This window comes from Burkholderia sp. 9777_1386, from assembly GCF_015712265.1.
In the GTDB taxonomy this organism is placed as follows: Bacteria; Pseudomonadota; Gammaproteobacteria; order Burkholderiales; family Burkholderiaceae; genus Burkholderia; species Burkholderia cenocepacia.
Genome location: NZ_JACCQB010000009.1, coordinates 44,024 through 65,575, shown reverse-complemented (window position 1 = coordinate 65,575; position 21,552 = coordinate 44,024). Strand labels below are relative to the sequence as shown.

The following is a 21,552-nucleotide window of genomic DNA, read 5'->3' as shown; positions in this document are numbered from 1 at the left end:
CAGGGCCGCCGCTCGACGGGCGTGTGCGCGCCGTGAGGTACGATACGCGCCGGGGCAAAGCGCCCCCCTGAGAGACCCGGCCGTCGCGGCCCCCTACCCAGCACAACAAAAATGCGAAGAAACCCGACGCTGCACCGCAACCTGTTCGCCGCGCTGGCGGCCAGCCTGCTCTGGATGCCGGCCGCCCACGCCAGCGGCGACGACGGCTGCTACGTACCGAACACGCTCCGGCAGACTTCCTACTCGTGCGGCAACATACCGATGCTGACGCCCGCCAACGACACGCGCATCAACGCGATGCTGATGATGGTCGACAGCGCCAAGGTCGCGCAGGTGTTTCCGGACCCGAGGACCATCCCCGCGAAAGAGCGGATCAACCAGATCGTCGTGCCGTTCCCGATGGATTTCTCCGGCTGGATCTACATCGGTCAGAAGGAGCCCGACAAGGCCGGCGGCGCAGCGGATGCCGATGCGTCGTCGAGCCGGTACGCCGACGGCGAAGGCAGCATCTGCCGCAGCATGAGCGCGGGCGCGGCAGCGTTCGACGACGCGTTGGGCGGCGCAGGCGGCCTGCCCGCGGACGAAGCCGCCCGCCTGCGCGCGGCACGCGCCGACATCGCGCAGAAGACCTGCACCGCGGGCGGCGCGGGCGCCGCGTGGACGAAGCCGCCGGTCAAGTCGCCGCTCGGCCAGCAGTTCGCCGCGTACCTCGACGGCACGAACGCGTTCTACCGCGCCGACTTCCTCACCGCGACGCGGGCCTTCGCGAACGCATCGCACAGCGCGGACCCGTGGCTGAAGGAAACCGGCCTCTACATGGCCGGCCGCGCGCAGCTGAACGCCGCGCAGGCCAACGTATTCGACAACGACGGCCCGACGCCGTCGCGCGCACGCGTGACGAAGGTCTCGCTCGACGCGGCGAACACGGTATTCCGGACCTACCTGAAGGTGTATCCGAAGGGGCGCTATGCGGTTTCCGCGACCGGGCTGCTGCGGCGTGTCGCGTGGCTCGGCGGGAACGTCACGCAGCAGGCCGACCTGTACGGCCACGCGCTCGCGCGCTGGTCGCCGGCCACGTCGAACGTGCCGCTGATGCAGTTGGCGAACGAACTCGACAGCAAGCTGCTGTTCGGATCGGAATTCGACGCGAGCCAGATCCAGTCGCCGACCGTGCTCGCCACCGTCGACCTGCTGCGCATGCGCGCGTCCGACAGCAGCGACGCGAGCCGCAAGCCGATGACGCTGGACGAGCTGCAGGCGCAGAAGCCGCGCTTCGCGAACGCGCCCGCGCTCTACGACTACCTGCTCGCGACCTGGTACGTCCAGATCGGGCACAAGCCGGATGCCGCCCTCGAGTTGCTGCCGCAAGCGCCCGCCGCGCCGCTCGACTACTTCGGCCTGAGCCAGCAGGCGCTGCGCGGGTTCGCGCTGGAAGACAGCGGCCAGAACGACAAGGCCCGCCAGCTGTGGCGCGACCTGATCCCGCTCGCGAAATTCCGCTTCCAGCGCGAAATGCTGGAACTCGCGCTCGCGATCAACCTGGAGCAGGCCGGGCTCGTCAACGACGCGTTTGCCGACGATTCGCTCGTGCAGAACGCGGCGATCCGCGCGGTGCTGCTGCAGCGCGCGGCCAATGCCGACCTGCTGCGCGCGCAGGCGCAAAACCAGGCGACCGGCGGCGCGCTGCGCGACACCGCGCTGTACACGCTGCTGTACAAGGAGCTCACGCGTTCGCACTACGCGGACTTCCTCGCCGATACCGCGCTGGTGTCCGGCACGCCCGCCGATCCGTTGAAGCCGTTCATCGCAGCCGGCGCGAAAAACGAAGACGGCTACACGTGCCTGTCGGCGCGCGACATCGCCGCGACGCTGCAGCAGAATCCCGCCGACCCGAAAGGGCTGAACTGCCTCGCGGATTTCGTGCGCCTGCATCCGCCCGCGGCCGGCATCGAAAGCGATCCGGTGCCGCCGTGGATCCGCAATGCGTCGAGCACGGCCGCCACGCGCGTGCCGCCGACGCTCGGTGCGGCGCCGTCGCAGTTCGCGGGCAAGCCGTACGAGCGGATGTCGAGCTACGTGGCGGTGATGGCCGATACGCAGGCGAACCCGAACGATCGCGCGTACGCGTTCTACCGCGCGATCAAGTGCTATGCGCCGGCCGGCGCGAACGAATGCGGCGGCAAGGAAGTGTCGAAGAGCACGCGCAAGCGCTGGTTCGACACGCTGAAGACCGCCTATCCGGGCAGCCCGTGGGCGCAGAAGCTCCGCTACTACTGGTAAGCGGCGCATGAAGCGCATCGCGGGCATCGCGCTGCTGCTGGCCGCGCGCGTCGCGCTGGCCGGCACCGTCGACGCCGCGCGGTACGACGCGTTCTGGCTGTGGGCGGGCGTGAAGCCGCAGGCGGTCGTGCACGGCGCGCGCGCCGTCTATGTGCTGCAAGGGCAGATCGAAGCGTCGCCGCGGGACGAGTCGCAGGTGCGCGTGATCGCGCAGGGCGTCGCGCTGCCGCCCGCGCCCGACGCGCGCGTGTGGCTCGTCTATCGTGCGCATACGCTGCGCTGGACGCCGCGCGTCACGCAGATCATGCTCGCGCAGCTCGCGCGCTGGCGTGCGTCGGGCCGCACGATCGCCGGCATCCAGATCGACTTCGATGCGGGCACGCGCCACCTCGAGGATTACCTCGCGTTCCTGCGCACGCTGCGCGACACCCTGCCCGCCGATTGCCGGCTGAGCATCACGGGGCTGCTCGACTGGAGCAGCCGCATCGATACCGACCAGGTCAACCAGCTCAAGGGCATCGTCGACGAGGTGGTCGTGCAGACGTACCAGGGCAGCCGCACGATTCCCGACTACGCGGCCTACCTGCCGCGCGTCGCGCGGCTGCAGCTGCCGTTTCGCATCGGCGTGATCCAGGGCGGCGAATGGGACGCGCCGCCGTACCTCGCAACGAATCCGTGGTTCCGCGGTTACGTCGTGTTCCTGCGCAACGGCTAGCGGCCGCACACGCGACGGCGTCGATCCCGCCCGCGTAGCGGATTCAGTCGGCGCGCGGCGAACGCGCGTCCACGTACACCCATGCGGCGACACCCGATTCGAGCACGACGCGCTCGCGCCGATACGCATCGACTTCGTAATCGTCCGCGTGCTGCAGTTCGTCGCGGGTGATCGCGAACACGGTGCCCGTGACGCGGTCGCCCGTCTGCCCCGTATAGGTCACCACCGGATGATGGGTCTTCCCGCTCGTCGCGACCACGTCCGGATCGTCGATCCGCAGCATCGTCATCGCATAGCCGGGCATCGCGTCCGCGTGACCGTCGAGCTTGCGGCCGAACGTGGCGAGCTGCACCTGATCGAGCTGCAGCGTGCCATATGAGAAAAGGTGCTCGGAGAAAGCCGGGGCGGAACGGGACATGATCGAACTCGATGAAAGAATCGGTGCCGACGAAGCGTAACGCAGATCGCCGATGCGCTACGCGGCGCCCGCGATCGTGCTGCCGAGCCCGGCGAGCGCAATCGCGAGCAGCGCAAGCGCCGACGAGGCCGAGATCCAGCGCTGCTTCCGATGAATCGCCGGATGGTTGATCGCGGCCATGTAGCCGGCGAGGATCGTGAAATCGACCGCGATCCACAACGCGGCGAGGATCGCGAGGCTCACGCGCGAATCGGGCGTGATGCCGACGAACTGCGGAAAGAACGCGACGAAGAACAGCAGGTCCTTCGGATTCGCGATGCCGACGAGGAAGCCGCGCACGACGCCGGGCAAACCGCGCGGCTGCGGTATCGGTTCGCCTGCCGCCGCGCCATCGCCATGCCGTGCGCGGTTGGCGCGCCATTCGCCGAGCAGCGTCCGGATCGCGAGCACCGCGATGAACAGGCACCCCGCGACATGCAGGCCGGCAAGCAGGCGAGCGCTGACCATCACGACGCCGAACACCATCAGCATCGCGCCCGCGATCATCACGAGGCTCGCGGCATTCGCGCCCACCGCGGTCAGCACGCCCTGGCGGAATCCGCGCCGCGCGACGGTGCCCGTCACGAGCATGACGACCGGGCCGGGCGTCGCGACGAGCAGCACGATCGCGGCCAGATAGGCGAACAGCAGCGGGTAATGGAGTGTCATGACAAAAAGTTGTTCGATGAGTCGAGAAGCACGCCCGTCACGATGGCATCATGGAGACCCGATGGATCGAAAAGCGCGGTTTCTGGCAGTATCACGCGCCCGGGCCGCCGACCGAAAACGGAAAATCCTGTCCGATGACATGAGTTTTATTCATACTCGAAACCCATGAAGGCCAAACCGCTTCCCCCCGTCTATGCGTTGCGCGCGTTCGAGAGCGCCGCGCGCACCGGCTCGTTCACGCTGGCCGCCGAGGAACTGAGCCTGACGCAAAGCGCGGTCAGCAAGCACGTGAAGACGCTGGAGGCCTACTTCGGCCGGAAGCTGTTCGTCCGGCGCGGGCCGAAAATGACCGTGACGGCGGAAGCCCACATCTTCGCGGCCGGCCTCAGGCGCGGCTTCCGGCAGGTCGAGGAAGCGTGCATGCTGTTCCGCACGCAACGCGACGTGCTGCGGCTCAAGGCGCCGTCCACGCTGACGATGCGCTGGCTGCTCGACGCGCTGGCCGCGTTTCGCGGCACGCGGCCGGCGTTCGAGGTGCAGATCGCGAGCGTGTGGATGGACGTCGATACCGTCGATTTCTTCAGCGAATCCTACGATTGCGCGATCCTGCTCGGCGCGGGCAGGTTCGGCGAGAGCACGCATTGCGTGAAGCTGTTCGACGAATGGCTGATTCCGGTGTGCTCGCGGGCCACCGCCACGGTCGCGCGCGCGAATCCCGCCGCGTGCGAGCTGATCCACCCGTCGCCCGACCGGCGCGACTGGCGCCGCTGGCTCAACGGCAGCGGTCACGATCTGGACCTGGACATCACGCGCGGGCAGGTGTTCGACATGCTCGAACAGGGCATCGCGGCGGCCATCGCCGGCCACGGCCTGTCGATCGGCGATCTCGCGCTGTGTGCGACGGCCATCGACGAGAAGCAGCTCGTGCTGCCGTTCAAGACGGCCGTCAGCACCGGCGATGCGTATTACCTCGTGTGGCCGGAAGATTCCGCCAAGGTCGCGCAGGTACGCGAACTGCACGCGTTCCTGGCCGGCCGGATGCCGCGTCTCGCGCATCCGGGCGTTCGTTTCGTCGGTCCGGGGTGAAGCAGATGGCGGGCGATCCGTCCTTTTCCACGCGCGTCCGGATCGCCCGCCTTCGATCGCGGCGCCGCCCGCCGCGGCGGGCCGGCGCCGCCGTCATTACGCCCGTACGAACGCGAGCAGGTCGGCGTTGAGCACGTCGGCGTTGACCGTCAGCATCCCGTGCGAATAACCCGGGTAGGTCTTCAGCGTGCCGTTCTTCAGCAGCTTGACCGACTTCAGCGCGGAATCCGCGATCGGCACGATCTGGTCGTCCTCGCCGTGCAGCACGAGCGTCGGGACGGAGATCGACTTCAGGTCTTCGGTCTGGTCCGTTTCCGAAAACGCCTTGATGCCGTCGTAATGCGCCTTCGCGCTGCCTTCCATCCCCTGCCGCCACCAGTTGCGGATCACGCCCTGGTGCACGGTCGCGCCTTCGCGGTTGAACCCGTAGAACGGGCCGCTCGGCACGTCGAGGAAGAACTGCGCGCGGTTGTCGGCGAGCGCTTTGCGAAAACCGTCGAACACGTCGAGCGGCAGGCCTTCGGGGTTCGAATCGGTTTTCAGCATCAGCGGCGGCACCGCGCTGACCAGCACCGCCTTCGCGACGCGGCCAGCCGGCTCGCCGTGCTTCGCGACGTAGCGCGCCACCTCGCCGCCGCCCGTCGAGTGACCGATATGCACCGCATTGCGCAGATCGAGCGCTTCGACGACCGCGAACGCGTCGGCGGCGTAATGATCCATGTCGTGGCCGTCCCAGACTTGCGCCGAGCGGCCATGGCCGCGGCGATCGTGCGCGACCACGCGATAGCCGTGCTGGACGAAGAACAGCAGCTGCGCATCCCAGTCGTCGCTGGACAGCGGCCAGCCGTGGTGGAACATGACGGGCTGCGCGTCTTTCGGACCCCAATCCTTGTAGAAAATCTCGACGTTGTCCTTCGTGGTGACGTATGGCATCGCGATGCTCCTGTGAGGTGGATGAACGTGGCGAACGGGCCGGTTGCCATTATCGGCCATTATTGTGAAACCACGATGCCATCGTGCAATGCAACGGCCGATCATCCACCGGCAGGAAACGAACGACACGGCGCGCGTCAGCCGTCAGCCGTCCGTCGACACCGTCACGGCTTCCCACGCGCGGATCTCGTCGTCCAGCGCCGCCAGCTTGTTGCGCACGAGCCGCAGCGCATCGCTGCCGAGCAGCAGATGCGCGGGCGGATGGTCCGCCGCGATCACGGCGAGCATCGCCCGCGCGGCCTTCGCCGGATCGCCCGGTTGTTTGCCGCTTTTTTCCTCGCGCGCGCGGCGGATCGGATCGAACAGCGCGTCGTAATCGGCAATCGAGCGCGGCGTGCGCGCCATCGAACGGCCGGCCCAGTCGGTGCGGAACGAACCCGGCGCGACGGCCGTCACCGCGATGCCGAACGGCGCCAGCTCCTTGCCGAGCGTCTCGGAAATGCCCTCCAGCGCGAACTTGCTGCCGCAGTAGTACGCGATGCCCGGCATCGTGATGTGGCCGCCCATCGACGTGATGTTCAGGATGCGGCCGCGCCGGCGTTCGCGCATGAACGGCACGACGGCCTTCATCATCGCGACCGCGCCGAACACGTTCACGTCGAACTGCCGGCGCAGCTCGTCGAGCGGCGCTTCCTCCAGGATCCCTTCGTGTCCGTAACCCGCATTGTTCACGAGCACGTCGACGGGCCCGACGTTCGCCTCGATGTCCGCGACGACGCCGTCGATGCGCGCGAAGTCGGTCACGTCGAGCACGCGCGCGACGGCCGCCTGCGCGGACAGCGCTTCGAAGTCGCGCGCCGCCTGCGCGCTGCGCACCGTGCCGACCACCGTGTGACCGGCGGCCAGTGCTTCCTGGGCCAGCGCACGGCCGAAACCGCTGCTGACGCCGGTGATGAGCATGATGTTGCCGGATGCCATCTGAGCTTCTCCCGAATGTCGATTGAAGCGTGCATACTAGTCTGACGAACCACGCCGAATAAGCCCGATTCCGCTGATTTTCTTGCACAAAACTATGAGCATCTCGCCCACCTCCGTTCGCTCTTCAGCGCTGCCGCCGCGCGACCGGAAGCGCCTGGTGACGCTGCTGCGCGCGCTGGCGCCCGACGAAGGCTACAACCTGACCGCGCTGCCGAGCGTGCGCATCCTGCGCGCGAACCGCGCGCTGTCGCGCACGCCGGTGCTGTACGACCCGGGCATCGTGATCGTGTGCCAGGGATCGAAGCGCGGCTACTTCGGCGGCGAGCGCTATCTGTACGACGAACATCATTACCTGGCCGTCTCCGTGCCCGTCCCGTTCAGCATGGAAACCGACGCCACGCCCGAGCGCCCGCTGCTCGCGCTTTACCTGCACCTCGATTTCACGCTGGCCGCCGAACTCGCCGCGCAGATCGACCGCGCTGGCCGCGCGGAAACCGTGCAGGCGCCGAAGAGCATGATGTCGACGCCGATGGATCAAGCGATGCACGCGTCGGTGCTGCGGTTCGTCGAGGCGCTGCAGCGGCCGCTCGACGCCGCGGTGCTCGGCCCGGCGCTGCTTCGCGAGTTGTATTTCCGCGTGCTGACCGGCGCGCAAGGTGACGCGATGCGCAGCGCACTGGCGATGCGCGGGCAATTCGGCCGGATCGGACGATCGTTACGCATGATCCACGCCGATTACGCGCGGCCGCTCGACGTGTCGCAACTGGCCAACGAAGCCGGCATGAGCGTGCCGAGCTTTCACAGTCACTTCAAGGCGGTCACGCAGGTGTCGCCGATGCAGTACCTGAAATCGACGCGCCTGCATCAGGCGCGGTTGTTGATGGTGCGCCAGGATCTGACGGCGGAGGCGGCCGGCTACGCGGTCGGCTATACGAGCCCGTCGCAGTTCAGCCGGGAATTCAAGCGCCTGTTCGGGTTGACGCCGGCGAAGGAAACACAGCGCATGCGCGCGAGCTTCGCGATTCCGCAAGCGTTCGACGATGCGGTGTTCGTGTCGTCGCATTGAGGTGGGCGCGAACATCCGGCCGATGACCGTCGCCGGTCCCGCACGCACTCAACCGGCGGACGTCGGTTCGCCCGAGGCATCGACGCTCACGCGTGCGGCCCCGACCCACCCGGCTGCCGCCAGGGCAATGGCCGCGACGAACATCATCGCACCCCACCCGATCCGTTCGACGAGCATGCCTGCCGCCACGGCGCCGCCCGCGCCGGCCGCGTAGTACAGCGTCAGGTACGCGGCGCTCAATGCACCGGCCCGCGCGGGCTGAATCGCCACGACCCGCGCCTGGTTCGCGACCTGGGCAGCGAAACAACCGGCATCGAACACGGCCAGCCCGACGCCCAGCCAGCCTGGATGTCCGAGGGCGACGCCAAGCAGCAACGTGGAAAGCGCGGCCACCGCGAGCCCCCAGCCGATCACCGCCCGATCGCCGAAGCGATCGGTGAGCTTGCCGGCCACGCGCGTCACGCCGAGGCCGAGCACGCCGGCGAGACTGTATGCGCCGATCGCGGCCGCCCCCATGCTGTACGGCGGCGCGGCCAGACGGATCGCCAATCCGACCCAGACCAGATTGAACGCGAAGAACCACAGCATGCCGGCGCCGGTGCGGCGCCTCAATGCGGCGCTGTCGCGCAACAGCCGCGGAATCGCGCCGATCGTGGCTGCGTGGCCGGAACGCCGTTCGGGCCGACCGCCGGGCAACAGCACGCCACTGCCGACGGCCGCCAGCGCCACGCAGCCGGCCAGCGCGAGCAGCGCGCCCCGCCATCCGCACCACTGCGACAACGCGCCGCCGACGAAACGGCTCAGCAGGATGCCGGCGGAAATGCCCGCGGAAACCACGCCCATCGCCGCGCCCCGCCGACGCGGCTCCGCATGCTTGCCGACCACCGCGCTGCATTGCGCCGCGACCGTGGTGGCGGCCCCCACCAGCACGAAGCAGGTGTCGAGCGCGAGCGGCGTCGACGACAGCGACGCGCACGCGAGCAACACCGCGAGCCCCCCCATTTGCGCCGGAATGAGCGTGCGCGGACCGAACCGGTCGACCAGCGGCACCAGCAGCGCCAGGCCGGCCAGATAGCCGAGCATCGTCACGGACGCGAGGGTCGCCATCCGCGCAGCCGACACGCCGAAATCGCCGGCAATGGCCGACAGCGACGGCTGCAGCGCATAGCCGTTGGCGATCGCGACGCCCGCCGCGAGCGCCAGCATCGCGATCGCGGTGCGGGACAGGTAGGCGGGCGGGCCGACGAGCGTCATGCGGCGGTCCGCACCGCGATCGCCTCGACCTCGACGCGAATCTCAGGATCGACGAACGGCAACGCATGGACCAGCGAGAATGCCGGCCGGATCTCGCCGTATATCTCGCCGTGCGCACGTGCGGCGTCTTCCCAATGGTCGAAATCCGCGACCACCAGCCGGCTCTGGACGACATCCGACAGTGCGAATCCGCTGTCCGCGAGGACCTTGCCGAGCGTCGCCAACGCATCGCGCGTCTGCGCATACACGTCGTCGCCTTTGCCGGCCGTCCCCGACACGTAGATCGTATTGTCGACGACCACGGCCCGCGAATAGCCCACCTTGGGCTCCCACGGGGAGCCGGTACTGATCCGTTGACGCATCTTGATGATCCTCCTTGGCAAGGTTTGGAAATCTCACTTACTACTTCGGTAGTAAGTGAGATCGATTCTATACTACTCCGGTAGTTAATCAAGCACCGCCGTGATGCTGATCACGGCCATCCGAGTCCATCCACATGAACGAAAACGCGGAACTGATCACGTCGTTGATCCGGCTTGGCTTTACGCAATACGAGGCGCAGGCGTACGCGGCGCTCGTCGGCCAAGCCGCGCTGACGGGGGCGGAAGTCGGCCGGCGCGCCGGCATGCCGCCATCGAAGGTCTACGAGACGCTCGGCCGCCTGGAGGCGCGCGGCGCGGTGCTCGTCAACCGCTCCGAACCGGTCCGCTATGCCGCCGTGCCGCACCGCTCGCTGCTGGAAGAATTGCGCACGCGCTTCAACGCGGATCTCGAGCTGGCGGCGGGCGCGCTCGACCGGCTGCCGGTGCAGCAAGAGCCGGGGCTGGTCTGGTCGTTGAGCGGGCGGGAGGCGATCGTCAGCGCCTTCGCGCGCGTGATCGACCACGCGAAAACGGAAATCTTCGCGGGCGTCTGGGACGAAGAGATCGACGATCTCGGGCCGCTGCTCGAAGCGGCCGCGGCGCGCGGCGTCGATACGCACGTGGCGATCTACGGCACGCGCACGCTCGACGGGCCGCGTCACTACGACATGGCCAAATGCGGCGCCAGCGCGAGACTTCGGCTGTCCGGACGACGGCTGGCCGTCGCGGTCGCGGACGACACCGAGGCAGTGGTCGCGGAATTCGGCGATCAGTCGCCCGACCAGGCGACGCTGACGACCAATCCGGTCATCGCACTGCTCGCGGTCGAGTACATCAAGGCCGACGTGAGCGGCCGCGTACTGATCGACGCAATGGGTCCGGCGGAATACCGGAAAGTGCTGAAGCATCCCGACATGCAGGCGATGCTCGCACCGCGCGACAAGCAGGGCTGACCTCGACGAGATATCGATGACCCAATACACCTTTCGCCTGCTGAACGTCTTCGCCGAATCGACGTTCGGCGGCAATCCGCTGTGCGTGTTCGACGATGCGCGCGGCATGGACGACGCGACCATGCAGGCGCTGGCCGTGCAATTCAATCTGTCGGAAACGACCTTCGTGCTGCCGTCCGATCGCGCGCATGCGCGCGTGCGGATCTTCACGCCCGGCTACGAGATGGCTTTCGCGGGCCATCCGACGCTCGGCACCGCGCACGTCGTGCGCGATCTGCTCAAGGCAGGCGATGCGCTGTCGCTCGAATTCAAGGCCGGCGTCGTCGACGTCACCGCGCGCGACGACGTGTGGACCTTCATCGCGCCGCACGCCGGCATGCCGAACACCGCGCCGTGCGCGTTGCCCGATGCGCAGGTCGCGGCGCTGCTCGGGCTCGCCGAGGACGATCTGCTCGCGCCGCCGCTGTGGGTCGACACCGGTGCCGACCAGTTGCTGGTCGCGCTCAAGGACCCGGCCGCCGTGCGGCGCGCGCGGCCCGACGGCGCGCGCGTCGACATCTGGCCGCCAAGCAGCCTCGGCCGCAGGACCGCGTACGTATTCGCGTTCGACGACGCGCGCCCGGGAACGGTCGTGTCCCGCTACTTCTTCGTGAAGCAAGGCGGCGGCGTGGCGGAAGATCCGGGCACCGGTTCGGCCTGTGCGAACCTGGGCGGCTGGCTGCTTGCGGCCAGTCACGATCTGCCGGCCGCGTTGCGGGTCGAACAGGGCGAAGCCGTCGGCCGGCCCTGCCTGCTGCACTTGTCGGTCGATGCAGCGGGCAAAATCGGCGTCGGCGGGCGCGTGATCGAACTCGGGCGTGGCGTGATCAACGTGTGATTGACGCGCGCCCGCCGACGCCGCCGCTCATCGCGCGCCCACCCGCCACACCGTCACTTCGTGCAGCGTCTCGCCCGGCTTGAGCGCCGTCGACGGGAAGGCCGGACGATTCGGCGAATCGGGAAAATGCTCGGCTTCCAGCGCGAACGCATCGGTTTGCCGGTAGATCGTCCCGCCCTTGCCCGCGACGCTGCCGTTCAACCCGTTGGCCGTATAGAACTGCAGCCCCGGCTGCGTCGTGTACAGCTCGAGGAAACGCCCCGACGCCGGGTCGTAGGCGCGCGCGGCAAACGCGGGGGCCGACTGGCCGCCCTGGTCGAGCACCCAGTTCTGGTCGTAGCCATGCGCGATCGCGAGCTGCGGATGTGCATCGCGCACATGCGCGCCGATCGGCGTCAACTGGCGCAAGTCCATCGGCGTGCCCGCGACGCTCGCCAGTTGCCCGGTCGGAATCGACGTATCGTCGGTCGGCGTGAAACGCGATGCGGCGATCTCGATCAGTTGCCGCTCGACGCTGCCGCCCGCCTGCCCGGCCAGATTGAAGTAGCTGTGGTTGGTCAGGTTGACGACCGTGTCCTTGTCCGTCGTGGCGCGGTAGTCGATGCGGATCTGGTTGTCGCGGGTCAGCGTGTAGGTCACGTCGGTCGTCAACGTGCCGGGGAAGCCGTTCTCGCCGTCGGGGCTCACGTAGCGCAGCGTGACGCTCGAACCGGTCGCGTCGCTGTGCGTGCCGGTAACCGTCCAGACCTTCGCATCGAAACTGTCGGGGCCGCCGTGCAGCGTGTTCGGCCCGTCGTTGACCGGCAGCTTCCACGTCTTGCCGCCGAGCGTGAAACGCCCGCCCGCGATGCGGTTCGCATACCGGCCGATCAGCGCGCCGAAATGGATGTTGCCGTTGTGTGCCTCGTAGTCGCGCAGCGAATCGAAGCCGAGCACGATGTCGGCCGCGTGGCCGGTTCGGTCGGGCACGTCGAGGGCGGTCACGATGCCGCCGTACGTGATGACTTTCAGCGTCACGCCGTGCCGGTTCGCGAGCGTGTACTGGCTCACCGCCTGCCCGGTCGCGGTCGTGCCGTAATCCGCGCGGCTGATCGAGACGTCGGGCGCCGCCGATGCAACGGCTGCGTGCAGCACGAATGTTGCGAACACACCCATCGCGAGCATCGGTTGTCGCGGCCAGCGTCGTTTCATGGAAATCTCTCCAAAGTAGTGCGGCCCGTGCGGCCGCGCAAGTTGCATGCCTGCACGTCGCCGCGCTTGCCATGCCGCGCCCCGCATCCGCGTCGCGACGATCACGTATGGTCCGCGCGCCACCGGCGAGGCGTGACACCGGTCAAGCGCGTGAAGGTGCGCGAAAAATGGCTCTGATCGGCGAAGCCGCATGCAACGGCGATCATGCTCAACGGCATGTTCGGGTCACGCATCCATTCCTTCGCCCGTTCGACGCGCTGCACGATGAGCCAGCGATGCGGCGGCAGCCCGGTCGTTCGATGAAACGCCTTGACGAAATGACCGCGAGACAGCCCGCACGCGCTCGCCACGTCGGCCAGGCCGATGTTGCCGTCGAGGTGCGCGAGCAGCAACTCCTTCGCGCGGCGCGCCTGCGACGGCGTGAGCTTGCCGTCCGACCTTTCCCGCCGTTCGCCGACGCCGCCGTAACGATGCGCGACGTGCGCCTGAAACGCCAGCCCCACGTGATCGATGAAGATCTGCGACGCTTCGCCCGGCCGGGCCAGCGCAGGCAGCAGCGCGTGTCCGAGCGCATGGATGACCGAATCGTGGGTGCTCAGATGCGGCGGCAGGTAAAGCTGCGGCCGCTGCCGGCCGCCGAGCTCGTCGACGGTTTCCTCGAGCGTGTGGCGCGGCAGATGGAAATGCAGGCAATCGAACGCACCTTGGAGATCGGCCACCCAGCGACGGTCGAGATCGTAGATCGACACGGTTCCCGCGTCATACGGAACGAACGGTGCGGGGCGGCCGTCGAGCCACAGATCCTGCTCGCCGAACGGTTGCAACTGCAGCACGATCAGATCCGTATTCTCGAGTTCGTAGGGCGCGGTCAACCCCATGTTCCTGCGCAAGGTCTTCAGCCGGACGATACCGATTTGCCCGTTCGGCAACGCTTGCGTGACGACGGTCTGCCTGACGTCGGCCGGGATGAAATCGGACGATGCGGTATCCGGCTGAGGGGCGCTCATGGGGCGATGCGGCAAGGTGAATGACGAGGCTTGTCACTCTAGCAAATCGCGGCGACGCACGCTGCTCGCGCCGCACCCCGCACTGGTATGATGCGCCAGCCACCCCCTACCGGAATTCGCGATGAAGCTGTCATTCGAAGCGCTCGAAGCCCTGGACGCGATCGACCGCACCGGCACCTTTGCCGAAGCAGCGGAACTGCTGCATCGTGTCCCGTCCGCGCTCACCTACCTGGTGCAGAAACTCGAAAGCGATCTCGGCGTGGCGCTGTTCGACCGCAGCGGACGGCGCGCGAAGCTCACGCATGCGGGCCGCATCGTCGTCGAGGAAGGCCGGCGCCTGCTGCGGGCGGCCGAGCAGCTCGAAATGAAGGCGCTGCGCGCGCAACAGGGCTGGGAAACGGAGGTCCGCGTCTGTATCGACGAAATCTTGCCGTTCGACGCGCTGTGGCCGTACGTCCACCGGTTCTACGCGCTCGGGATGGACACGCGGTTGCGGCTGTCGACCGAAGTGCTCGGCGGCGCGTGGGATGCGCTGATTTCGCGGCGGGCGGATCTCGTCGTCGGCGCGGCGGGCGAACCGCCGGAATTGCCGGGCATCGTCGCACGGCCGATCGGCTCGCTGAAACACGTGTTCGCGGTCGCGCCGTCCCATCCGCTCGCGTCGCTGCCCGAACCGCTGGCGATGGCGTCGGTCGTCCAGTATCGCGGCGCGGTGATCAGCGATACGTCGCGCGAACTGCAGCCGCAGTCGGTAGCGATCGATGCGGGCCAGCCGTATCTCGCGGTACCGACGCTGGCCGCGAAGCTGGAAGCGCAATGCGAAGGGCTCGCGGTCGGCACGCTGCCGGAATGCATCGCGGCGCGCGCGATCGCCGACGGCAAGCTCGTCGCACGCCAGGTGACCGGCATGCGCGATACCACGCACTGCTATCTCGCGTGGCGCGGCGACGAGGCGGGCCGCGCGCTGCACTGGTGGGTCGAGCAACTCGACCAGCCGGATCTCGTCGATCGTTTCACGACGCCGGACTGACACGCCCGTTCGCGGGCCGCCAGCGCCCCTCGCGATCCGGCCCGGCGTCAGCCGAGCGAATCGTGCAGCCGCTTCATTTCCTTCTCGAGCCACCCGATCAGGCTGAACCCCGCGTGCGCTTTCTCGACCGGCGGAATCATCACCCGTTCCTCGGTCGCGATATGGTCGGTGAGCGACTCGCACATCAGCCTGCCGAGCGCCGGCTTCCTCGCGATCAGTGCCGACAGATCCTCGCTGCGAAGCTGATGCACGGTCATCGCGGTGACCGCGTGCACGGTCGCATGCAGCCGCGTGCCGGCGAGCACGACCGACTGCCCGATCGCATCGCCCGGCGCCATGCGCCGGACTTCGACATCGCCGGAAGCGCCCGGCACGAACACCGCCGCGACGCCCGATTCGACGATCGTCAGCACGCGCGACTCCGCATTCGACGCATAGATCACGTCGCCCTTGCCGAACGAACGCGCAACCAGCGCATCGGCCAGCACGGCCAGATCGTCGTCGTCCACGCGCGCGAACAATTCGACCGCGCGCAACAGCAGCAGCCGGCGCGATACCGGCTGCCCTTGCGATGTCGATACGGACGCCGGCGCAGAGCCTGCTAGCGGCCGCCATGCGACGCCCGCCGCGGCCAGATGCCGATGCGCGAGATCGTAGAGCGCGTTGCGCACGATAATTTTCTTCTGCAGTGCGTCGACGTAGCAGACGAGTTCGTACTGGATCGCGTTCGCGCGGAACGCCTTCACGACGGCGATCGGCGCGGGGCGCGCGAGCACGTCGAGCGAACTCGCCGCGGCCCGCTCCAGCGCGCCGACGGCCACCGCCGGCCGCACCGCGGGATCGAGGTCGAGCGCGAGCGTCACGCCGTGCAGGCCCGCGGGTTCGCTGAGATTCACGATCGTCGCGCGCGCCGCGGTGCTGTTCGGCACGACGACCAGGTTGCCGAGGCTGTCGATCAGCTTCGTCGCACGCCAGTTGCTCTCGACGATGCGCCCTTCGAGCTCGCCGATCGACACCGTATCGTCGAGCCGGAACGGTTGCGTGGTATTCAGCACGAGCCCGGAGAACACGTCGTTCAGCGTGTTCTGGAGCGCGAGGCCGAGTATCACCGCCACGGCCCCGGAGGTCGCGACCAGGCCGCTCAACGGCAGGCCGAGCACGTAGCCGAGCGCGGCCACCGCGGCCGCGCCGAACACGATGGCTTCGGCGAGGTCGTGAAACAGCCGCTGGTTGCGCCACGCACGCGGCAGCAGCAGATGATTGAGCAGCAGACTGAACACGATCGCGCACTGGAGCCACCAGGCGATGCAGATGGCCTGGACCGCGATCCGGTCGAGCCAGGCGAGCGACGCGGGCACGGCGAGCGGGCTCACGCCGGTCGCGAACAGCACCGCGGTCAACGCGGCGAACGCCGCACAGCGCCGGATGGCGCGCGCCGCGGAGCGACCGCGCCCGAACAGCCGCCACGCGGCGAGATCGGCCAGCACGATCGGCGCGCCGTAGATCGCCGTATCGGAGAAATTCAACATGTCGGAACGCACGCGCGGCGCGCGAAAGGATGGGCGCGGCAGCACGTACGTCGCCGCGCGGACGGAATCGTCGGGCACATGGCGTGCGGGCCGCCGACGCACTGGCCGCCGCTAGGCGCGCCGGCGCATGACGCCCGGCAACGGCAGTGGCAACACGTAGCGGCCGGCACCCGCGATCGCGATCGTGCCGAACAGGATCAGCAGCATCCACGCGAACTGCGCATCGCGCAGCGGCCAGTCCGGGTGGACGAACACCAGCGCGACGAGCGTGACGATCATCACCGGCAGCGCCGCCAGCCTCGGATACAGACCGACGATCACGAAGACCGGGCACACGACCTCCGCGAAGATCGCGAACAGGATCGACAGCGTGCGGCCGAGATGGAACGGATCTTCGATCGCCGCGGCTTCGGCCGTGTAATGCACGATCTTCGGCAAGCCGTGCACGACGAGCAACAGCACGCTGGCGGCGACGCGCAGGAACAGCAGGCCGAGATCGGTCGCGTGACGGGAAAGGTCGGGTTGATCAGGTTTCATGCGGCGGTTCGTCGGTTGAACGGGATGCGCGGCGACGCGTGCGCCGGGTGTTTCGCCGCGCCGACCTTCAGTGGGATCGCGCGATGTCGGCGAGCGCAGGCGGTCGATGCGCACGCGTGCCGACGGGGTGTCGGCACGCGCCGTTCAGGCAATCTACGCGCGCCGCCTGCCGCCGTCCTGTATCCGGGCTGAATCGTTCTGAAACATCGGGGACGCGCACGAACCCGGCGTCACGACTCGCGCGACGGCAGTTCGGCCTCGGCCGCATCGAATCCGAGTGCGTGCACCTCCGACCACGCATCGTGCACGACCTGCGTCGACCCTGCGGTATGCGCGAGCGCCGCCGCATACGCGGCCAGCACCCGCACGCGCGCATCGTCGGACACCCCGGTTGCATCCGCGTCACGCATCGCATCGAGCGCGACGCGCGCGCGCTCGCGACATTCGTCGACGAGCGACAGATCGAACAGGCACGGCACCGCGACGGCCGTGAGCGCGATGCCGAGCGCCGCGTCGCCCTGCGCCGAAAATGCCCAGTCGAGCGCGACACGCAGATTGCCGAGCTCGCGGCGGACCGCATCGAGCCGGGTCGCGCCCTCCGGCCCGCTGCCCGGCGCGTCGCCACCGTGGGCCGCGCGCCGGAACAACGCGAGGAAGTAGGTCGCGTGCGCGCGCGCCGCAGCCGCGCCCTCGCCGTGACTGTCGAGTTGCTGTTGCGCGTAGGCCCGCGTGGTCGTCAACAGCCGGTAGCGCGGCACGCCGTGCGCGGTCTCGAGGATCACCAGCGATTTCGACACGAGGCCGGCGATCGTCTCGAGCAGCTCGGCGCCGGCCGGCCCGTTGGCACCGACGACCTCGCGCACGGCCTCGATCGAGAAGCCGTCGCGAAACACGCCGAGCCATCGCAGCAGCAGGCGCTCGGCGTCCCCGAGCAACCGGTAGCTCCAGTCGTACATCGCCTGCAGCGTCTGGTGACGGGGCAACGCGGTGCGAAAACCGCCGGTCAGCAGCCGAAAGTGATCGTCGAGATGGGCGGCCAGCACGTCGATGCCCAGCACGGCGGCGCGCGCCGCCGCCAGTTCGATCGCGAGCGGCAGGCCGTCGAGGCGACGGCAGACCGAGGCCATCAACGCCAGGCTGCGCGCGTCGAGCGGAAAACGCGGATCGGCCGCACGTGCCCGCGCCGCGAACAACTGCACCGCGCTGGCGTTCATCGCCTCGCCGTCGCCGCCCCCTTCGTCGGGGACGTCGAGCGGCGGCACCGGGCACACGCGCTCGCCGTGGATGCGCAGCGATTCGCGGCTCGTCGCGAGCACGCACAGCCCGTCGTCCGCATCGGTGAGCGCGCTCGCGATCTGCGCGGCGGCGTCGAGCAGGTGCTCGCAATTGTCGAGCACGAGCAGCATCCGGCGACGCGCGACGCTGGCGAGCACTGCTTCGAGGGTCAGCGACCCGGTCGGCTGCGTGATGCCGAACGCGCCCGCCAGCGCGTCCGGGACGAAGCGCGGACACGCGACGGTCGCGAGCGAAACGAATACGGTGCCTTCCGGAAAGCGTGCGTCGGCGCGCGCCGCCGCTTCGATCGCGACGCGCGTCTTGCCGATGCCGCCCGCGCCGACCAGCGTCACGACGCGCGCGCCCTGCAGGGCGGCCAGCACGTCGGCGACCGTCTGTTCGCGGCCGAACAGCGTGCTCGGCGCCGCAGACGGCCGCCACATCGCGGGACGCACGGGCGCGTCGCCGTCGTCCTGCCCGACGACCAACCGATAGCCGCGGCCCGGCACCGTGACGATCAGGTTGCGGTCGTCGGCCAGCGCCTTGCGCAGCGACGCGATGTGCACCTGCAGGTTGTTTTCCTCCACCACGGTGTGCGGCCATACCCGCTGCATGATGTCGTCTTTCGATACCAGCGCACCATTCGCCCGAATCAACAGCTCGAGAATTTCGAATGCGCGGCTGCCGATGCGCAGCAGCTTGCCGTTCGAACGAATTTCACGTCTGTCGAGAAAAACGTGAAGTGTTCCAATCCGGATCATGAGAATTTCTTGAGGGTGACATTCAACGGCGCCCCACTGAAATCGGGTGCCGGTTCGGCATCAATGCTACGGTATTTGCATGGTCGAATGATTCAAATTATCAGAATGAACGGCTCGAATTTTTTGAAATGACGAAAAATTCCGCCGCACGGTGCTGTTTTGCACTCCAGCACTGAAATGCGGCGCGATCACGCACGTTTCATGTGCAAATGGTGCATGCGTCCATGAATGCGATTTCGATATATCAGACGAAATGTTTGCCGGACGGAGATATGCGGCGCATTTTCTTTTCGATTCGAACGGCCGGTTTATTTTCGGGTTGCTCTATTGCGCCGGCCGAATATCCGTCGACGTATTGGCATGCGCTTCTGGCTCGCTTCCGGCGCGATTCGCCGCGCGGAACCGGCGTCGCGGAGCTCAGCCCTGCGCGAACGCCAGCAATTCGTCGTTCAGCCTGGTCGCGTACGTCACAGCGCATGCGGGCCGCCTTCATAGACGCTCAGCGTCGAATTCGGAACGAGTTTCGCGGTCGCCGCGTCGGTCGTACGCGATGCCGCGCAGGCCGTGCGACGCCAGATGATGCATCTGCACGTCCCACATGTCGGCATTCAGCGGCCAGCCATGAATGAACACGACCGGGCGGCCGCTGCCCCAGTCCTTGTAGTGGATCGACACGCCGTCGCGGGTGGCGAACGTGCTCATGAAGGTTCCTTTCGAGTAGGGAAGCCGCGCCCATGGACGCGGCCGAAGCGTGCGGCGCGGCGCGTCATGCCCGGGACTGCCGGGTAACGAACTGCTCGAGCGCCGTCGCGAGCACCATCTCGCGGCAGTTCGCGGGGCGTTTCTCGCCGCGCCACTGGGGTTTGTAGATCGCGTCGCCGACCCGGATCGGTTGCCCGGTGAGCGCGCAGCGCGCCAGCCTGCGCGCCTTCGCGCTGATCCAGCGTTGTTCGTCGTAGCGGCAACGCGTCGGATCGCTCCACGACACCAGCATCGACGAATCGGTCTGCCGCTCGACGGCGACGATCGCGCTGCGGCGGCGCACGTCGCCGCTCGACGGCACCGGCGCATCGTTGCGATGCGGGCGACGCGAGCCGTCCGTCTCTCGCGTACGCGGCAGCGGCGGCATCCGGCTCCCCGTGGCAGGTAGCGGTCCGAGCGACGTAATCATGTGCTCCCAGCGATTGAAGGCGTCCATGGCGGCTTATTCAGGCAGGTGACGGGCGGCGCGGGTCGTCGGCCGCGTTCGCGTGGCGCGCGACGTGTGCCGACGACCCGATGCTGACGATAGCCGCCGTGCGCTGAAGAGTCCCGGTCGCGGGCTTAATTTTTCTGCAGTGCGGCAAATCCGTTGGGGGCGCCGCGGCGTTCAAGAGAATTCAGCCGGATTTCAGTACGGCGCGCACCACGCCGGATTACGCTCCCGACGGCATTCGTTCGTCCGCGCGCCACCATCGACGCGCGACGGCGCACGCCGGCCGGCTGCCGGGCGGGATGGCCACGGCCAGCCGCCACCGATCCACCATCCCGTGCGGCCTCGCCGCCGCATACCTCAGGAGTCCACATGCATCCCGAACAGACCGACGCCGTTTCGTCGGCCCGCCGCCGCGACATGCTGCTTGCCGGTGCCACGGCCGTTGCCGCAGTCGCGCTGCCCGCGATGGCGGCCGCGGCCGGCGCGCCTTCGCGCAGCCCTTCTTCAGCCCACTCAGGAGCGCACACGATGAACACGATCACCACTCAGGACGGCACGCAGATCTACTTCAAGGATTGGGGCAGCGGCCGCCCGGTCGTGTTCTCGCACGGCTGGCCGCTGTGCGCGGACGCGTGGGACGCGCAGATGCTGTTCCTCGTGCAGCACGGCTATCGCGTGATCGCGCACGACCGCCGCGGCCACGGCCGTTCGAGCCAGCCGTCGCGCGGCAACGACATGAACACGTACGCGGACGATCTCGCCGCGCTGCTCGACGCGCTCGACGTGCGCGAAGCCGCGCTCGTCGGCCACTCCACCGGCGGCGGCGAAGTCGCGCGCTACATCGGCCGCCATGGCACGAAACGCGTGTCGAAGGCGGTGCTGATCGGCGCGGTGCCGCCGCAGATGGTCAAGTCGCCGACCAATCCGGGCGGCTTGCCGATGGAAGTGTTCGACGGCATCCGCAAGAACGTCGCGGAGAACCGCTCGCAGTTCTACAAGGATCTGGCCGTGCCGTTCTTCGGCTTCAACCGGCCGAACGCGAAGGTGTCGCAGGGCACGATCGACGCATTCTGGTCGCAGGGCATGATGGGCGGCATCCATGGCCAGTACCTGTGCGTGAAGGAGTTCTCGGAAATCGACTACACCGACGACCTCAAGAAGATCGACGTGCCGACGCTCGTGCTGCACGGCGACGACGACCAGATCGTGCCGATCGACGATTCGGCCCGGCTGTCGTCGAAGCTCGTGAAGCACGCGGTGCTGAAGGTGATCGAAGGCGGCTCGCACGGCATGTGCGTCGTGAACGCCGATCGCATCAACGCCGAGTTGCTTGCGTTCCTGCAGGCGTAAGCGCGCGGTCCGTCGCGGCGGCGCGCATGCCGCCGCGACGGACGCGC

At 68.2% G+C, this 21,552-nt stretch carries 20 protein-coding genes and 1 pseudogene; 8 read left to right on the top strand and 13 right to left on the bottom strand.

The genetic code is table 11. From position 1 onward, the window contains the following. Positions 1-111 precede the first annotated feature (111 nt). Together H0X91_RS09880 and H0X91_RS09875 are read left to right on the top strand one after the other, a co-directional pair. Positions 112-2,280, top strand: a complete 2,169-nt coding sequence (locus H0X91_RS09880) for a hypothetical protein (protein ID WP_062885699.1) — start codon at positions 112-114, stop codon at positions 2,278-2,280. Positions 2,281-2,287: 7 nt separating this feature from the next. Further along, positions 2,288-2,995 (top strand): DUF3142 domain-containing protein, encoded by a 708-nt coding sequence (locus tag H0X91_RS09875; RefSeq protein WP_059721776.1) that lies wholly within the window; start codon positions 2,288-2,290, stop codon positions 2,993-2,995. Between the two features lie 43 nt (positions 2,996-3,038). Here H0X91_RS09875 and H0X91_RS09870 read toward each other — a convergent pair whose 3' ends face one another. Together H0X91_RS09870 and H0X91_RS09865 are read right to left on the bottom strand one after the other, a co-directional pair. Next, complete coding sequence (locus H0X91_RS09870) at positions 3,039-3,413, bottom strand: gamma-glutamylcyclotransferase family protein (RefSeq protein WP_059721775.1); 375 nt, start codon at positions 3,411-3,413, stop codon at positions 3,039-3,041. 57 nt (positions 3,414-3,470) lie between these two features. Continuing rightward, the gene (locus H0X91_RS09865) at positions 3,471-4,121 is read right to left on the bottom strand and encodes a LysE family translocator (RefSeq protein ID WP_006498447.1); all 651 of its coding nucleotides are present in this window, start codon (positions 4,119-4,121) and stop codon (positions 3,471-3,473) included. 165 nt (positions 4,122-4,286) lie between these two features. On the opposite strand from H0X91_RS09865, the gene H0X91_RS09860 reads away from it, so the two are divergent. Further along, positions 4,287-5,207: a LysR substrate-binding domain-containing protein gene (locus H0X91_RS09860; RefSeq protein ID WP_048986090.1), complete on the top strand. Its 921-nt coding sequence runs from the start codon at positions 4,287-4,289 to the stop codon at positions 5,205-5,207. Between the two features lie 96 nt (positions 5,208-5,303). Here H0X91_RS09860 and H0X91_RS09855 read toward each other — a convergent pair whose 3' ends face one another. Then, positions 5,304-6,140 (bottom strand): alpha/beta fold hydrolase, encoded by an 837-nt coding sequence (locus H0X91_RS09855; RefSeq protein ID WP_196432993.1) that lies wholly within the window; start codon positions 6,138-6,140, stop codon positions 5,304-5,306. Between the two features lie 144 nt (positions 6,141-6,284). Beyond that, complete coding sequence (locus H0X91_RS09850; protein WP_006498450.1) at positions 6,285-7,118, bottom strand: oxidoreductase; 834 nt, start codon at positions 7,116-7,118, stop codon at positions 6,285-6,287. Positions 7,119-7,212: 94 nt separating this feature from the next. Between H0X91_RS09850 and H0X91_RS09845 the strand changes: the two genes are divergently transcribed. Next, positions 7,213-8,184, top strand: coding sequence for an AraC family transcriptional regulator (locus tag H0X91_RS09845; RefSeq protein WP_062885701.1), 972 nt, complete (start codon positions 7,213-7,215; stop codon positions 8,182-8,184). A 48-nt stretch (positions 8,185-8,232) separates the two neighbouring features. On the opposite strand, the gene H0X91_RS09840 is transcribed toward H0X91_RS09845, so the two are convergent. Both H0X91_RS09840 and H0X91_RS09835 read right to left on the bottom strand, forming a co-directional pair. Beyond that, positions 8,233-9,438, bottom strand: a complete 1,206-nt coding sequence (locus tag H0X91_RS09840) for an MFS transporter (protein ID WP_196432992.1) — start codon at positions 9,436-9,438, stop codon at positions 8,233-8,235. Continuing rightward, positions 9,435-9,800 carry a RidA family protein gene (locus H0X91_RS09835; protein ID WP_006498454.1) on the bottom strand — a complete coding sequence of 122 codons (366 nt, stop codon included), beginning with the start codon at positions 9,798-9,800 and terminating at the stop codon, positions 9,435-9,437. The genes H0X91_RS09840 and H0X91_RS09835 overlap by 4 nt, the downstream gene beginning before the upstream one ends. A gap of 134 nt (positions 9,801-9,934) precedes the next feature. On the opposite strand from H0X91_RS09835, the gene H0X91_RS09830 reads away from it, so the two are divergent. Continuing rightward, positions 9,935-10,753 carry a TrmB family transcriptional regulator gene (locus tag H0X91_RS09830; protein WP_077057070.1) on the top strand — a complete coding sequence of 273 codons (819 nt, stop codon included), beginning with the start codon at positions 9,935-9,937 and terminating at the stop codon, positions 10,751-10,753. 16 nt (positions 10,754-10,769) lie between these two features. Continuing rightward, positions 10,770-11,630, top strand: coding sequence for a PhzF family phenazine biosynthesis protein (locus H0X91_RS09825; RefSeq protein ID WP_077057071.1), 861 nt, complete (start codon positions 10,770-10,772; stop codon positions 11,628-11,630). A 27-nt stretch (positions 11,631-11,657) separates the two neighbouring features. Here the strand turns inward: H0X91_RS09825 and H0X91_RS09820 are convergent, their stop codons facing one another. Continuing rightward, complete coding sequence (locus H0X91_RS09820) at positions 11,658-12,821, bottom strand: aldose epimerase family protein (RefSeq protein ID WP_196432991.1); 1,164 nt, start codon at positions 12,819-12,821, stop codon at positions 11,658-11,660. Between the two features lie 101 nt (positions 12,822-12,922). Further along, the gene (locus tag H0X91_RS09815) at positions 12,923-13,828 is read right to left on the bottom strand and encodes a helix-turn-helix transcriptional regulator (RefSeq protein WP_058903713.1); all 906 of its coding nucleotides are present in this window, start codon (positions 13,826-13,828) and stop codon (positions 12,923-12,925) included. A gap of 121 nt (positions 13,829-13,949) precedes the next feature. Between H0X91_RS09815 and H0X91_RS09810 the strand changes: the two genes are divergently transcribed. Then, positions 13,950-14,858 carry a LysR family transcriptional regulator gene (locus H0X91_RS09810; protein ID WP_006498460.1) on the top strand — a complete coding sequence of 303 codons (909 nt, stop codon included), beginning with the start codon at positions 13,950-13,952 and terminating at the stop codon, positions 14,856-14,858. A gap of 47 nt (positions 14,859-14,905) precedes the next feature. Here H0X91_RS09810 and H0X91_RS09805 read toward each other — a convergent pair whose 3' ends face one another. The 5 genes and pseudogenes from H0X91_RS09805 to H0X91_RS09785 form a co-directional block, all read right to left on the bottom strand. Then, positions 14,906-16,387: a mechanosensitive ion channel family protein gene (locus H0X91_RS09805; RefSeq protein ID WP_062886079.1), complete on the bottom strand. Its 1,482-nt coding sequence runs from the start codon at positions 16,385-16,387 to the stop codon at positions 14,906-14,908. Between the two features lie 111 nt (positions 16,388-16,498). Continuing rightward, positions 16,499-16,924, bottom strand: a complete 426-nt coding sequence (locus H0X91_RS09800; protein WP_006498462.1) for a DoxX family protein — start codon at positions 16,922-16,924, stop codon at positions 16,499-16,501. A gap of 230 nt (positions 16,925-17,154) precedes the next feature. Beyond that, the gene (locus H0X91_RS09795; protein WP_048986085.1) at positions 17,155-18,960 is read right to left on the bottom strand and encodes a winged helix-turn-helix domain-containing protein; all 1,806 of its coding nucleotides are present in this window, start codon (positions 18,958-18,960) and stop codon (positions 17,155-17,157) included. Between the two features lie 531 nt (positions 18,961-19,491). Next, a pseudogene (locus H0X91_RS09790) lies at positions 19,492-19,662 on the bottom strand (alpha/beta fold hydrolase); the annotation flags it as partial. A 64-nt stretch (positions 19,663-19,726) separates the two neighbouring features. Beyond that, positions 19,727-20,158, bottom strand: coding sequence for a DUF3331 domain-containing protein (locus H0X91_RS09785; protein WP_006498468.1), 432 nt, complete (start codon positions 20,156-20,158; stop codon positions 19,727-19,729). A gap of 366 nt (positions 20,159-20,524) precedes the next feature. On the opposite strand from H0X91_RS09785, the gene H0X91_RS09780 reads away from it, so the two are divergent. Beyond that, positions 20,525-21,505, top strand: coding sequence for an alpha/beta fold hydrolase (locus H0X91_RS09780; RefSeq protein ID WP_077057074.1), 981 nt, complete (start codon positions 20,525-20,527; stop codon positions 21,503-21,505). The last annotated feature ends 47 nt before the right edge of the window (positions 21,506-21,552 follow it).

What these genes read in the sequence shown, in the direction of transcription:
- H0X91_RS09880 (WP_062885699.1), top strand. Translation starts at nt 112, where the DNA reads ATGCGAAGAAACCCGACGCTGCACCGCAACCTGTTCGCCGCGCTGGCG.
- H0X91_RS09875 (WP_059721776.1), top strand. Translation starts at nt 2,288, where the DNA reads ATGAAGCGCATCGCGGGCATCGCGCTGCTGCTGGCCGCGCGCGTCGCG.
- H0X91_RS09870 (WP_059721775.1), bottom strand. Translation starts at nt 3,413, where the DNA reads ATGTCCCGTTCCGCCCCGGCTTTCTCCGAGCACCTTTTCTCATATGGC.
- H0X91_RS09865 (WP_006498447.1), bottom strand. Translation starts at nt 4,121, where the DNA reads ATGACACTCCATTACCCGCTGCTGTTCGCCTATCTGGCCGCGATCGTG.
- H0X91_RS09860 (WP_048986090.1), top strand. Translation starts at nt 4,287, where the DNA reads ATGAAGGCCAAACCGCTTCCCCCCGTCTATGCGTTGCGCGCGTTCGAG.
- H0X91_RS09855 (WP_196432993.1), bottom strand. Translation starts at nt 6,140, where the DNA reads ATGCCATACGTCACCACGAAGGACAACGTCGAGATTTTCTACAAGGAT.
- H0X91_RS09850 (WP_006498450.1), bottom strand. Translation starts at nt 7,118, where the DNA reads ATGGCATCCGGCAACATCATGCTCATCACCGGCGTCAGCAGCGGTTTC.
- H0X91_RS09845 (WP_062885701.1), top strand. Translation starts at nt 7,213, where the DNA reads ATGAGCATCTCGCCCACCTCCGTTCGCTCTTCAGCGCTGCCGCCGCGC.
- H0X91_RS09840 (WP_196432992.1), bottom strand. Translation starts at nt 9,438, where the DNA reads ATGACGCTCGTCGGCCCGCCCGCCTACCTGTCCCGCACCGCGATCGCG.
- H0X91_RS09835 (WP_006498454.1), bottom strand. Translation starts at nt 9,800, where the DNA reads ATGCGTCAACGGATCAGTACCGGCTCCCCGTGGGAGCCCAAGGTGGGC.
- H0X91_RS09830 (WP_077057070.1), top strand. Translation starts at nt 9,935, where the DNA reads ATGAACGAAAACGCGGAACTGATCACGTCGTTGATCCGGCTTGGCTTT.
- H0X91_RS09825 (WP_077057071.1), top strand. Translation starts at nt 10,770, where the DNA reads ATGACCCAATACACCTTTCGCCTGCTGAACGTCTTCGCCGAATCGACG.
- H0X91_RS09820 (WP_196432991.1), bottom strand. Translation starts at nt 12,821, where the DNA reads ATGAAACGACGCTGGCCGCGACAACCGATGCTCGCGATGGGTGTGTTC.
- H0X91_RS09815 (WP_058903713.1), bottom strand. Translation starts at nt 13,828, where the DNA reads ATGAGCGCCCCTCAGCCGGATACCGCATCGTCCGATTTCATCCCGGCC.
- H0X91_RS09810 (WP_006498460.1), top strand. Translation starts at nt 13,950, where the DNA reads ATGAAGCTGTCATTCGAAGCGCTCGAAGCCCTGGACGCGATCGACCGC.
- H0X91_RS09805 (WP_062886079.1), bottom strand. Translation starts at nt 16,387, where the DNA reads ATGTTGAATTTCTCCGATACGGCGATCTACGGCGCGCCGATCGTGCTG.
- H0X91_RS09800 (WP_006498462.1), bottom strand. Translation starts at nt 16,924, where the DNA reads ATGAAACCTGATCAACCCGACCTTTCCCGTCACGCGACCGATCTCGGC.
- H0X91_RS09795 (WP_048986085.1), bottom strand. Translation starts at nt 18,960, where the DNA reads ATGATCCGGATTGGAACACTTCACGTTTTTCTCGACAGACGTGAAATT.
- H0X91_RS09785 (WP_006498468.1), bottom strand. Translation starts at nt 20,158, where the DNA reads ATGGACGCCTTCAATCGCTGGGAGCACATGATTACGTCGCTCGGACCG.
- H0X91_RS09780 (WP_077057074.1), top strand. Translation starts at nt 20,525, where the DNA reads ATGCATCCCGAACAGACCGACGCCGTTTCGTCGGCCCGCCGCCGCGAC.